The 10880-nt window shown below is 66.2% G+C and carries 13 protein-coding genes; 5 read left to right on the top strand and 8 right to left on the bottom strand.

Translation table 11 applies throughout. From position 1 onward, the window contains the following. Positions 1 to 29: 29 nt before the first annotated feature. On the bottom strand, positions 30 to 323 hold the full coding sequence (locus Q0S71_RS25210; protein WP_296001803.1) for a hypothetical protein: 294 nt from the start codon (positions 321 to 323) through the stop codon (positions 30 to 32). Between the two features lie 169 nt (positions 324 to 492). Next, positions 493 to 1437 (bottom strand): LysR family transcriptional regulator, encoded by a 945-nt coding sequence (locus Q0S71_RS25205; protein ID WP_296001800.1) that lies wholly within the window; start codon positions 1435 to 1437, stop codon positions 493 to 495. 152 nt (positions 1438 to 1589) lie between these two features. On the opposite strand from Q0S71_RS25205, the gene Q0S71_RS25200 reads away from it, so the two are divergent. Further along, the gene (locus tag Q0S71_RS25200) at positions 1590 to 2204 is read left to right on the top strand and encodes an FMN-dependent NADH-azoreductase (protein ID WP_296001796.1); all 615 of its coding nucleotides are present in this window, start codon (positions 1590 to 1592) and stop codon (positions 2202 to 2204) included. 170 nt (positions 2205 to 2374) lie between these two features. Here the strand turns inward: Q0S71_RS25200 and Q0S71_RS25195 are convergent, their stop codons facing one another. After that, a complete protein-coding gene (locus Q0S71_RS25195) occupies positions 2375 to 2902 on the bottom strand; it encodes a DUF3455 domain-containing protein (RefSeq protein WP_296001794.1) in 528 nt (175 codons plus the stop codon). A gap of 151 nt (positions 2903 to 3053) precedes the next feature. Between Q0S71_RS25195 and Q0S71_RS25190 the strand changes: the two genes are divergently transcribed. Together Q0S71_RS25190 and pncB are read left to right on the top strand one after the other, a co-directional pair. Further along, entirely contained in the window at positions 3054 to 3920 is an 867-nt protein-coding gene (locus Q0S71_RS25190) for a cysteine hydrolase (RefSeq protein ID WP_296001790.1), read from the top strand. A 66-nt stretch (positions 3921 to 3986) separates the two neighbouring features. Then, positions 3987 to 5177 (top strand): nicotinate phosphoribosyltransferase, encoded by a 1191-nt coding sequence (gene pncB / locus Q0S71_RS25185; RefSeq protein WP_296001806.1) that lies wholly within the window; start codon positions 3987 to 3989, stop codon positions 5175 to 5177. Positions 5178 to 5278: 101 nt separating this feature from the next. Here pncB and Q0S71_RS25180 read toward each other — a convergent pair whose 3' ends face one another. The 3 genes from Q0S71_RS25180 to Q0S71_RS25170 form a co-directional block, all read right to left on the bottom strand. Beyond that, entirely contained in the window at positions 5279 to 5584 is a 306-nt protein-coding gene (locus tag Q0S71_RS25180) for a hypothetical protein (protein WP_296001787.1), read from the bottom strand. Positions 5585 to 5675: 91 nt separating this feature from the next. Further along, positions 5676 to 5981: an antibiotic biosynthesis monooxygenase gene (locus tag Q0S71_RS25175; protein WP_296001783.1), complete on the bottom strand. Its 306-nt coding sequence runs from the start codon at positions 5979 to 5981 to the stop codon at positions 5676 to 5678. A gap of 108 nt (positions 5982 to 6089) precedes the next feature. Continuing rightward, complete coding sequence (locus tag Q0S71_RS25170; RefSeq protein WP_296001781.1) at positions 6090 to 6755, bottom strand: TetR/AcrR family transcriptional regulator; 666 nt, start codon at positions 6753 to 6755, stop codon at positions 6090 to 6092. 226 nt (positions 6756 to 6981) lie between these two features. Here Q0S71_RS25170 and Q0S71_RS25165 point away from each other — a divergent pair, with 226 nt between their 5' ends. Together Q0S71_RS25165 and Q0S71_RS25160 are read left to right on the top strand one after the other, a co-directional pair. Continuing rightward, complete coding sequence (locus tag Q0S71_RS25165) at positions 6982 to 7371, top strand: BPSL0067 family protein (RefSeq protein WP_296001779.1); 390 nt, start codon at positions 6982 to 6984, stop codon at positions 7369 to 7371. Between the two features lie 2 nt (positions 7372 to 7373). After that, the gene (locus Q0S71_RS25160) at positions 7374 to 7826 is read left to right on the top strand and encodes an STY0301 family protein (RefSeq protein WP_296001776.1); all 453 of its coding nucleotides are present in this window, start codon (positions 7374 to 7376) and stop codon (positions 7824 to 7826) included. A 52-nt stretch (positions 7827 to 7878) separates the two neighbouring features. Here Q0S71_RS25160 and Q0S71_RS25155 read toward each other — a convergent pair whose 3' ends face one another. Continuing rightward, a complete protein-coding gene (locus tag Q0S71_RS25155; protein ID WP_296001773.1) occupies positions 7879 to 9141 on the bottom strand; it encodes a trypsin-like peptidase domain-containing protein in 1263 nt (420 codons plus the stop codon). A gap of 62 nt (positions 9142 to 9203) precedes the next feature. Next, the gene (locus Q0S71_RS25150) at positions 9204 to 10763 is read right to left on the bottom strand and encodes a tetratricopeptide repeat protein (protein ID WP_296001770.1); all 1560 of its coding nucleotides are present in this window, start codon (positions 10761 to 10763) and stop codon (positions 9204 to 9206) included. Positions 10764 to 10880 lie beyond the last annotated feature (117 nt).

Below are 10880 nucleotides of genomic sequence, written 5' to 3'. Positions count from 1 at the left end.
CCCCCCGCTTGTCGTCGCCGGTGGCCGACTCAGCGCGACTTGCCGCCGTGCGACGCGCCATCGCCCTTCGGCGCGGCGTGCGCCTTCACATTCCCCTGGAGATTGTCGGTATGGTGCTGGTTGGCGTCGCCGCGCGCGCCGGCCGCGCGGTTACGTTCGGTAGCTGCGGCCGAGGAATCCGCGCCGCTTTGCGCGTTGCGCTGGTCGCTGCGGCTCTGGTTCCCGGCCTTCAGATCCTTTGGGGACTGGTCGGCCTGCTGTTTGCCGCCGGCGGTGCTGGCGCCTTGCTTGGGCGGTCGATGGGTTTTACTGTCTTTGCTCATGATGGCTCCTCGATGATGGACAGGCCGCCCGCCCTGCGGGCAGCGCCTGCGCCGGCAGCGGCGACGTCACCGACGATGCATCATGCTAGGCCGGCCGCTCGCCGTGGCGCGTAGGCGCACTAGACGAGGGCGTGTAGGATTCCGCCCAGCATCGTCGGCGCTGCCGCGCTCAAGCGGTCAGCATCGGCTGCTGCGGCCCCGGCGGCAGCGGCGGCAGGCCCTCCGGCGGCTGCAAAAACTGCTGCATCAGCCACTGGCCGGCCGGCCCCGGCTCGTCGTCGCCGCGATGGATCACGTACAGCGGAAAATTGATCGAACTACCCTCGTTGAGGTCCAGCCGCACCAAACGTCCGGCGTCCAGATCGTCCTTGACCAGCTCCAGCGGCATATTGCCCCAGCCGATGCCGCTGCGCAGCAGCGCGTGCTTGGACCCCAGGTCGCCGAGGCGCCAGTCGCGCAGCGCCAGCACGCCGAAATCCTGGCCCGCCGTCAGCGTGCTGCGGTCGGTGACCACCAGCTGCGTGTGCTCGCGCAAGATGGCGCTCGGCACCTTGCCCTCGATCTGCGCCAGCGCGTGCAGCGGCGAGGCCACCGGCACCATCGTCACGAAGCCGCAGCTCTGGCGTTCGATGGTGTCGGGCGTACCCGGCATCCAGCCGCTGACGCCGATGCGGCACACGCGGTTGAGCACCAGCTCCGTCACCGCGCCCAGGCCCTCCATGCGCAGCCGCATCGACACCGTCGGAAACTCGCGCTGGAAGGCGTGCAGGATGCGCACCAGCGTGCAGGTCGAAAACATCACGTCGACCACCAGCGACACCTCCGCCTCCAGCCCGGCCGACAGCGCCTTGGCGCGTGAGCGCATGCTGTCGACCTTGAGCGAGACGGCGCGGGCGTCGGCCAGCAGCGCCTTGCCGGCCTCGGTCAGCGCCGGCTTGCGCTTGCTGCGGTCGAGCAGCTCGACGTTGAGCTGCTCCTCCAGATTGGCGATGGTGTAGCTGATGACCGACTGCGTGCGGTGCAGCGCGCGCGCGGCGTGGGCGAAACCGCCGTGGTCGATGACGGCGATAAAGACGCGCAACTGGTCGAGGGAGGGAAGGCCGGGATCTCGCATATCTATAAAATCGATATTATCGATTCAAATTTAGGGTGTTTCATCGATATTAAATCCAAACTAAGATGCATGCAACGAACATTTTGGCGTGTCCCGCAGTCTGGAACCGGCCATTTATCAACCGTAGTCTCCCACCCTAGAGGATCTGCATCATGGCAAACGTACTTTATATCAACAGCAGCGTGCGTAATTCCGGTTCCCTGTCGCGCCAGCAGTCGGCCGCCTTCATCGCCCAGTGGCAAGCCGCCCACCCGGCTGACACCGTCGTCACCCGCGACCTGACCACCAGCCCGGTGCCGCACCTGACCGAGCAGATGATGGGCGCCTTCTTCACCCCGGCCGAAGCGCGCAACGCCGACCAGGCGCACACGATCAAGACCTCGGACACGCTGGTCGACGAGCTGATCGCCGCCGACGTCGTCGTCATCGCCGCGCCGATGTACAACTTCTCCGTGCCATCGACGCTCAAAGCGTGGATCGACCACGTCGCGCGCGTCGGCCGCACCTTCAAGTACGGCGCCAACGGCCCTGAAGGCCAGCTGGCCGGCAAAAAAGTCTACGTGTTCACCGCCAGCGGCGGCGTCTACAGCGAAGGCCCAGCCGCCGCCTACGACTTCCTGACCACCTACCTGAGCACCGTGCTGGGCTTCCTGGGCATGACCGACGTCACCTACGTGCGCGCCGAAGGCGTGGCCATGGGTGAAGAAGCCGTCGCCAACACCATCGCCAAGAGCAACAGCAAAATCGCCGCCCTCATCGCAGCGTAATACGCACCGCGAGCGGTGACAAAAAACCGGAGCTTGCTCCGGTTTTTTTATGCGCGGAAGATGGATGCGGGCGCCGAAACCGGAAGGCCGCCGGCGCCGAAACCGTGGTCTGACCCCGAGGAACACGCGCCGGGCCCATTTCAGTGAACGCGCGAGCAAGCGCGCCCGCATCAATCCGCGCTAAAGAACCGGTACACCGCCTGATACGGCACCCGCAACTCCTGCCCCAGCTGCGCCGCCCCGCAGCCATCCTTCGGTGCCAGGCCACCCTCGGTCGCCAGCCGCTGGATCGCATCGACCTTGCCGAACATGCCGGCGCCCTGCGTCGATTTCGCGTTCAGCAGCAGCCACGGAATCGCCGCGCCGCGCGCATCGTCCTGATGCGCCTTGACCGCGCCGACCACCTTGCTGCCGTCGTTCGACTCCCACGTCGGCCCCGCGTAATGCTTGCCGACCTTACGGCCGTCCCCTTCGTACAGCTCCGCCTCCGGCGCCTTGAAATGCCACTCGAATCGGCTGGCGTCGGCCGCCAGCGCGCTGCACACATAAATCTGCACGCCGACGCCGCGCACATCGAGCACCAGCTTCTGTCCAGGCGCCACCTGCAACGGGTCCGGCACGGCGATGTCCGCGGCGCAGACGGCGAAGGGCGCGGCCAGCGCGGTGACGGCCAGCAGGGTAGCGTATCGCAGGGTCATGGTATCGGTCTCGGTAAAAGGGTGGGGGGCGGGAGCATCTGAAACAGCGCCTTATTCTACATGGCCCGCTTTGGCGCGGATTTTTTCCGCGCCGGGCGCCGTCATCCCATATCCATTATCATGCGACTATCCCCGCGCCTTGGAGCCCGCCATGAAACGCCGCCTGCACCTGCTCATCATCGACCCGCAAAACGATTTTTGCGACCTGCCGTCCGACCACCGGCCCGACGATCCCGCCACCGGCGGCCAGTACGCGCCGGCGCTGCCGGTGCCCGGCGCGCACCAGGACATGCTGCGCGTGGCGAAGCTGATCGACGGCGGCCGCGCCGGCATCGGCGCCATCAGCGTGACGCTCGATTCGCACCACCGCTACGACATCGCCCATCCCGGCTTCTGGTACGCGCACGACGGCGCGCCGGTGGCGCCGTTCACGCAGATTTCGGCCGCCGAGGTGCGCGCCGCGCGCTACCTGCCGCGCCGGCCCGACGCCTTGCCGCGCGCGCTGGCCTATCTGGACGCGCTGGAAGCGGCCGGCCGCTATCGGCTGATGATATGGCCGGTCCATTGCGAGATCGGCACGTGGGGCCACAACGTCCATGCCGCCGTGCGCGCCGCCTACAACCGCTGGGAGGAGGCGGCGCTCGGCGTGGCCGCCAAAATCGTCAAGGGATCGAACCCGTGGACCGAGCACTATTCAGCCGTCATGGCCGAAGTGCCGGATGCCGGCGACCCGGCCACGCAGCGCAACGAGGCCCTGATCGCCGACCTGGCGCGGGTCGACGCCATCTACATCGTCGGCGAGGCGGGCAGCCACTGCGTCAAGTCCACCACCGAGCATATCGCCGACGCTTTCGGCCCGCAGGCGGCCAAGCTGGTGCTGGTGACCGACTGCATGAGCCCCGTCGACGGCTTCGACCCGCAGTATCAAGCCTTCCTGCTGGCGATGCGGGCGCGCGGCGTGCGGCTGGCGCAATCGGACCAGGTGCTGCAAGAGCTGCTGCTGAACGCCGGCCGCTAACGACGACGGCGCTCAAGAGTAAGATGTAGGCTTGATGACATCTGGAGTGATGCAATGACGTCCACCATGACGCCCGTCGTGCGCAGCCTGCTGGAAACCGATTTATACAAATTCACGATGTGGCAGGCGCTGTTGCACGGCCATCCCAATTCGCTGACCGAATATGAATTCGTGTGCCGCAACACGCCGCAGTTTCCGCTGGCCGAATTGAAGGCCGAAGTCGAACAGCAGCTCGACCACCTGTGCGGCATGGCCTTCGCCGAGGAGGAACTCGATTATCTGCGCTCGCTGCGCTACATGAAAAGCGACTTCGTCGACTTCCTCACGGTGTTCCGCTTCCAGCGCAAATTCATCCACGTCGACACCGACGGCGACACGCTGCTGATCCGCGCCGGCGGCCCGCAGGTGCATGTGATGGCGTTTGAAATCTTCGTGCTCTACATCGTCAACGAACTGTATTTCCGCCGCTTCGACGCGGCCGCCGCGCTGGCCGAGGGCCGCGCGCGGCTGGCCGGAAAAATCGCCGCGCTGAAGGCCTTCGGCGCGCAGCCGGCGCGCCGGCATCCGTTTGAATTTTCCGATTTCGGCGTGCGGCGCCGCTATTCCGGCGCCTGGCACGAGGAGGTGGTGCGCTCGCTGGCGCGCGAGGTGCCGCAGTATTTCAAGGGCACGTCCAACGTCTATCTGGCCAGGATGCTCGGCCTGCCGCCCATCGGCACCATGGCGCACGAATACATGCAATCGTTCCAGGCCTTCGGCGTGCGGTTGCGCGATTTCCAGAAGGCGGCGCTGGAAGACTGGGTGCAGGAGTATCGCGGCGACCTGGGGGTGGCGCTGACCGACGTCGTCGGCATGGACGCCTTCCTCGAAGACTTCGACCTGTATTTCGCCAAGCTTTTCGACGGCCTGCGGCACGATTCGGGCGATCCGGTGGTGTGGGGCGAAAAGGCGCTGGCCCACTACATGGCGCTGCGCATCGACGCCAATACCAAGCGCCTGGTGTTTTCGGATGGCCTGGATCTGGAGACGGCGTTCGACTTGTATCGCCACTTCGCCGACCGCATCATGGTCGGTTTCGGCATCGGCACCAACCTCACCAACGACGTCGGCCTGACGCCGCTGAACATCGTCATGAAGCTGGTGTGCTGCAACGGCCAGCCGGTCGCCAAGCTGTCCGACTCGCCCGGCAAAACGTTGTGCAAGGACGAGACTTTCCTCGCCTACCTGCGCAAGGTGTTTCACCATCCCGAGATGTAGGCGGCGAACTGTCGCCTCGGCTGCTGCGCACCCGGTGGTCCCTGGTGTTGACTCCGATTGCTCGCCGTCCGCGCCTTCCCGGGGCAGCCTCCGATTGGCGGTCAGGCCTCGACCGCCCCGAAGCGCTGCATGATGGCGTCGGCTTGCTGGCGCTGGTCGTCATCGTCGGTGTCGACGCTGAGCAGCGCGCCTTCCTGATGACGGGCGCGCACGGCCGCGCCTTCACCGCCCGGCGTGAGCTGGTCGATGATGCTTTCGACAGCGCCGGCCACGAGGTCCGGGCTGTCGCCTATGGTGTGCGCGTTGAGCGTGACGCTGGAGGCGCTGAAGCCGCCGGCCAGCAGGGCGCTGCGGGCGCTTTCGGCGTCGGCCACTTGTTTGAAGTTACGGTGCACGGTGGTAGTCATGATGGGTCTCCTTGTTCGAGGCCCATTGTGCGCTTTTACAACGATTAACGTCGCACCCGAGCGCGCCGTATCACCCGGCCGTCAGTGGCGATCAGCCGCCGAAACCGGCGACCACGCCCGCGTAGTGGTGGACTTTGGGCGCCTGCGCGAAGTAGTCGCCCACCAGCCGGCGCCATTCCTGGAAGTCGGCGCTGTCGCGGAAGTCGACCATGTGATGCTCGACCGTCTGCCAGCCCACCACCAGCAGATAGGTATCGGGCGCCTCGATGCCGCGCTCCATGCGCATCGACACGCAGCCCGCGGCGCGCTGGAATAGCGGCACCGCCTGCGTCACGGCGGCTTCGAAGGCGGCGTGGGTGTCTGGCTTGATCGTCAGCTCGGCGATTTCATAAATCATGGTCGGTCCTCGTGGTGGTAGGGATGTGACAGCATAGCGCGTATCGGTATAAACCGTTTATATCGATACCGGCTGGTGGTGATAATGATGCCGCGCCGTCGCGTGGCGCTAAGCATGGCGGCCGCACGGCGCCGGCGCGGCCGCCCGTTCCGGCGTGCGCAGGATGAACAGCACCGCCTGGCGCGCCAGTTCCGGCACGCCCGTTCCCCGCGCCGGCTTGTACCATTGGACGGTCCAGTTGAGCGCGCCGAAGATCAGAAGGCGGTCGAATTGGGTCGGCATGGCCCAGTCGCCGGACTGGTGCAGTGCCGCGATCACCTGGTCCCACACGGCCTCGTAGCGGTCCTTCAGGTCGATGATGCGGGCCCGCGCGGGGCGGTCCAGCGCGCGCCATTCGTACAGCAGCACGGCGATGAAATGGTGGTCGGGCGCCAGCAGCGTATGCAGGTGGACTTCGACCAGCCGGTGCAGCGCCTGGCGCGGCGCCAGCGCTTCGCTGGCGATGGCCTCGATCTCGGCCAGCGAGCGCGCCATGCCCTGTTCCATGATCGCGGCCAGGATGTCCTGCTTGGTCTTGAAGTGGTAGAACCAGCTGCCGGCCTGGATGCCGGCGGCGGCCGCGATATCGCGCACGGTGGTGTTGTCGTAGCCTTTTTCGCGGAACAGCCGGGCCGATTTTTCTATCAGCTCCGCGCGCAGGCCGCCACCTTCACCCTTGGCGGGGCGCCCGCGTTTCTTGAGACGATGGGTGGCTTCGGTAGCGTCGGTCGGCATGGCGGTCGATATCAGAAAGCTACGGTGTACCGCCATTTTAATGGACAGCGGCGCGTTTGCGTCAACACCTTTCAGCAGAGGTTCGGATGGGCGCAGGCGCTGTGCTTTTGTGCAGCGACGTAGAAATATTGCTTCAATATTCAGATAGCCTGCTCCTGTCGCCCCTCAAATATCTGAAGATGATTTACCAGCATAGTACATCCTCACTTTCAAAAAAGGAGGATGTATGAATTATGTTTACAGCGGTGTTGATGATTTGAAAGGCAAGCCTAAAGTAGGGACGCAGGAATGTGTCGCTCTAATCAGGCGCTACACAAATGCCGGCCCCACCGCGCTGTGGCGCCGGGGCCCAGATGTCGCAGGCAATCTTGCCGTAAGCAAGGGAACTGCCATTGCCACCTTCGTGAATGGTCGGTATCTGAGCCTTTCGCACGGAAATCATGCGGCTTTTTTTGTTCGGCAAGGCCTCGGGGGGATATACATCATGGACCAATGGCGAAGTAAAAATAAGAAATCGATATCGGAGCATTTCATTAAATCAAAAGGCATGAATGCGGATGGGACGTTTAAAGATCCGAGCAACAACGCCGATGCATTTTCCGTTATCGAGCGCTGAAAATGTTACGACAAATCTTCCTTGTCTGCGTGCGACTTGGCACCGCCACATTGCTGACAACGGCGGCGGCGGCAGAACCGGCATCGCCATTGTCATGTCCCTCCGCCATCGCTCCGGCAGGCCTGCAGCCACTTGTCGCCGCTGGTGATTGGAGGGCGTTTATTCCATCGCGGTTGCCGTTGACGTCAGCCGGCTTCATGGCCGGGCCGCCAGAATTGACGGCTGATCTGAAACCTTATTCGGTGCTTGAGCATGCGGCGCATACGGTTGAAACATGGAAATTTGATGAGAATGAATTTTCCGATCATGACGGTCTCTGGCTGGTTTGCCTTTATGGCGCCACCGGTGCCATCACATTATCGAAGAAAATCGACAGCCACTTTCACGAGTGCTCGGTGACTTATATGAAAAGCAAAGCGTCAGTAACCTCATCGATTCAAATCCACTGTCAATAAAGCCGGGTCGCATGCGCCGCCCGCCGTCGGCCATGTTGTAAGCGCGCGCCGCTTATTCCTGTTCGGGGCGCAGCGCCGGCGGGCGCGGGGCGGACTCCGGCGCGTGGTCGGGCGCCAGTTCGGCCAGCGTCAGCGCGGCGTCGCGGCGCAAGCCCTTGCGCCAGTATTCGAGTTTGACTTCGGTGCCCGGCCGCAGGGCGGCGGCCAGGCGGCGCAGGTCGGCGCTCTTTTGCACGGCCACGCCGTTGAAGCTGAGGATGATGTCGCCGCCGTGCAGGCCGGCCTTTTCCGCCGGCCCGCCTTTTTCGATGCGTCCCACCAGGCCGCCGTGCGCGTCGGGCAGGCCCAGCGTCGTCGCCACCTGCTTGTCGACGTCGCCGAGGTAGACGCCCATGCGCCCGCGCGTCACGTGGCCGCTGGTTTTGAGCTGCTCGGCCACGCGCATCGCGTCGTCGATGGGGATCGCGAACGAGATGCCCATGTAGCCGCCGGACTGGCTGTAGATCTGCGAATTGATGCCGACCACTTCGCCGCGCATATTAATCAGCGGTCCGCCCGAGTTGCCGGGGTTGACGGCGACGTCGGTCTGGATCAGCGGCAGGAAGTCGCCGGTCTCGCGCGCCTTGGCCGAGATGATCCCGGCCGTCACCGTGTGATCGAGGTCGAACGGCGAGCCGATGGCGATCACCCATTCGCCGACGCGGGCCCTGGCCGAGGAACCGATGGTGGCCTGCGGCAGGTCCTTGCCGTCGATCTTGAGCAGCGCGATGTCGGTGCGGGCGTCGACGCCGATCACCCTGGCCTCGAATTCGCGCTGGTCGCTGAGGGTGACGGTGATGGTGTCGGCGCCTTCGATCACGTGCGCGTTGCTGAGCACATAGCCGTCGGCCGCGATGATGAAACCGGCGCCCACGCTTTGCTCGTCGCCGTCGTCGTCGCCGTCGTCGCCATCATCGGGCTGTTGCGGTTTCTGCTGCTGTTGCTGCTGCGGCGCGCCGAAAAAGCGGCGCAGGAATTCGCGCATGCGCTCATCCTGGTCGGCCTGTTTGCCCTTGCCGTCCGTCCCTCCTTTTTCCGCCTTGCCGTCTTTGTCGGCATCGCCCTTGTCGGCGGCCGGCTTGCCGGTGGTGCGGATATTGACCACGGCCGGCACGGTCAGGTCGGCCAGGTCGGCGAAATTGGCCAGGCTCGCCGCCACCGGCAGCGCCGGCTCCGGCGCGGCCTGGGCGGCCGGAAGCGTCAGCCATGCGGCGCAGACGCTCAGCGTCAGGGCGGCCAGCGTGGCGGGGGCGGGGAGGAGGTGGGCAGGCTTCATGGATCGATCTTTCTGGGGACTGGTTCGCTCGAAGCAGTATAGCAAGGCGGCGCCGCCCGCGCTTATGCGGGCCGCCCTGCGTGGCCGGCCGTTTTCAGGCTGCGCAGGTAGACCGCGTACGACGGCACGGCGGCGCCGTCCTCGCGGCGCCCGGTCTGCGGCTGCGCTTCGAGCAGCTCGAAGCCGTGGGCGGCGGCCAGCCGGCGCAGATACGGCAGCGAATGGGCGTAGCGGCGCGAGGGGCCGAGCACGATGTCGGCGGCGGCGGCGCTGCCCTTGCCACCATCGCCATCGCTCGCCTCGACCGAAAAACAGAAGCCGCCCCGCGGCCGCAAGGCCGGCGCCACTTGCGCGAACACCGGCGCCAGGTCGCCGATGTAGACGAAGACGTCGGCCGCCACGATCAGGTCGTGGCGCTCGACGCGGCCGGCCAGGAACTGGCCCAGTTCCGCGCAATGGAGCTCATCGTACAGGCCGCGCTGGCCGGCCTTGTCCAGCATTTTCCGCGACAGGTCGACGCCGGTCAGCGTGCGCGCGTAGCGCCGCAGATAGGGCGCGAACAGGCCGGTGCCGCAGCCCAGGTCGAGGACGTCGAGCGCGTCGCCGCCGAGGTGGCGGCGGATCGCGGCGTCCAGCAGCGCCGGCATGCGGTAGTCGAGATCCTGCACCAGATGCTGGTCGAAGTGGTCGGCGTAGCGGTCGAACAGCGACGCCACATAGGCGCTGGGCGCGGCCGCCGGCGCGTCGGCCGCGCCCAGCGCCGCCAGCGCGTAGGCGATTTGCGCCGCGTCGGCGCCCTGCGCCAGCGCCAGTCGATAGGCGGCGATGGCGTCGTCGGCGCGCGCCAGGTCGCGCAGCGTGTTGCCGCGATATTGATGCGCCAGCGGATAGTGCGGCCGCAGCGCGATGGCGCGCTCGTAGCTGTGCAGCGCGTCGTCGTAATAGTGCAGCCGCCCCATCGCGGTGCCGCGCCAGCAGTGGGCTTCGGCGTTGTCGCCGTCGAGCGCGAGGGCGCGGTCGTAGCTTTCGACGGCCTCGCGAAAACGCTGCAGGCCTTGCAGCGCGTTGGCGCGCGCGCACAGCGCCGCCACGTAGTTGGGCTGGTCGGCCAGCGCCAGGTCGGCGCTGGCCAGCGCTTCGGCGGCCAGGCCGCTGTCGTTGAGCAGCATGGCGCGGTGGCAGGCCGCCTCGGGATAGCGGGGCCGCAGCAGCAGCGCGCGGTCGTAGCTGCGCAGCGCCTCGTCGCGCCGGTCCAGCTGGCGCAGCGCGTTGCCGCGATTGCAGTAGGCCAGCGCATAGCCGGGATGGAGTTCGACCGCGCGCTCGTAGCTGGCCAGCGCCTGCGGCGTGCGGCCCAGATCCTGCAGGGCGGCGCCGAGGTTGCAGTGCGCCGCCGCCTGCCGTGGATCGACGGCGATGGCGCGGGCGATCAGGTCGGCGGCCCGCTGCGGCTGGCCGTGCTGGCGCGCGATCACGCCGCTCAGATGCAGCGCGTCGAACTGCCGCGTATCGCGCGCCAGCACTTGCTGGTAGAGGGCCAGCGCGGCGTCGAGCTGGCCCTGTTGATGCAGGGCGACCGCTTGCTGCAACAGCGCGGCGGTATCGGTGGGGATGGCGGTCATGGGGGCTTACGTGGCGTCGGTGGCGGCCATTGTACTAGCCCGGCGCGGGGCCGGAGATGCCAGGTCGTGCTGAAAATGGGCTGAAAATTTTCTGGCGGTGCCCGAATGCGCGGCGGC

This window comes from Rugamonas sp. (assembly GCF_025354735.1).
In the GTDB taxonomy this organism is placed as follows: domain Bacteria; phylum Pseudomonadota; class Gammaproteobacteria; order Burkholderiales; family Burkholderiaceae_D; genus Rugamonas.
The sequence above is the reverse complement of the archived record's forward strand: the minus strand, read 5'-3'. Positions and strand labels throughout refer to the sequence as shown.

Excerpts from the sequence above, each read along its gene's own strand:
- Q0S71_RS25165 (WP_296001779.1), top strand. The coding sequence starts at position 6,982 with ATGAATTATGTTTACAGCGGTGTTGATGATTTGAAAGGCAAGCCTAAA.
- Q0S71_RS25170 (WP_296001781.1), bottom strand. The coding sequence starts at position 6,755 with ATGCCGACCGACGCTACCGAAGCCACCCATCGTCTCAAGAAACGCGGG.
- Q0S71_RS25190 (WP_296001790.1), top strand. The coding sequence starts at position 3,054 with ATGAAACGCCGCCTGCACCTGCTCATCATCGACCCGCAAAACGATTTT.
- Q0S71_RS25175 (WP_296001783.1), bottom strand. The coding sequence starts at position 5,981 with ATGATTTATGAAATCGCCGAGCTGACGATCAAGCCAGACACCCACGCC.
- Q0S71_RS25150 (WP_296001770.1), bottom strand. The coding sequence starts at position 10,763 with ATGACCGCCATCCCCACCGATACCGCCGCGCTGTTGCAGCAAGCGGTC.
- Q0S71_RS25205 (WP_296001800.1), bottom strand. The coding sequence starts at position 1,437 with ATGCGAGATCCCGGCCTTCCCTCCCTCGACCAGTTGCGCGTCTTTATC.
- Q0S71_RS25200 (WP_296001796.1), top strand. The coding sequence starts at position 1,590 with ATGGCAAACGTACTTTATATCAACAGCAGCGTGCGTAATTCCGGTTCC.
- Q0S71_RS25180 (WP_296001787.1), bottom strand. The coding sequence starts at position 5,584 with ATGACTACCACCGTGCACCGTAACTTCAAACAAGTGGCCGACGCCGAA.
- Q0S71_RS25155 (WP_296001773.1), bottom strand. The coding sequence starts at position 9,141 with ATGAAGCCTGCCCACCTCCTCCCCGCCCCCGCCACGCTGGCCGCCCTG.
- Q0S71_RS25160 (WP_296001776.1), top strand. The coding sequence starts at position 7,374 with ATGTTACGACAAATCTTCCTTGTCTGCGTGCGACTTGGCACCGCCACA.
- pncB (WP_296001806.1), top strand. The coding sequence starts at position 3,987 with ATGACGCCCGTCGTGCGCAGCCTGCTGGAAACCGATTTATACAAATTC.
- Q0S71_RS25210 (WP_296001803.1), bottom strand. The coding sequence starts at position 323 with ATGAGCAAAGACAGTAAAACCCATCGACCGCCCAAGCAAGGCGCCAGC.
- Q0S71_RS25195 (WP_296001794.1), bottom strand. The coding sequence starts at position 2,902 with ATGACCCTGCGATACGCTACCCTGCTGGCCGTCACCGCGCTGGCCGCG.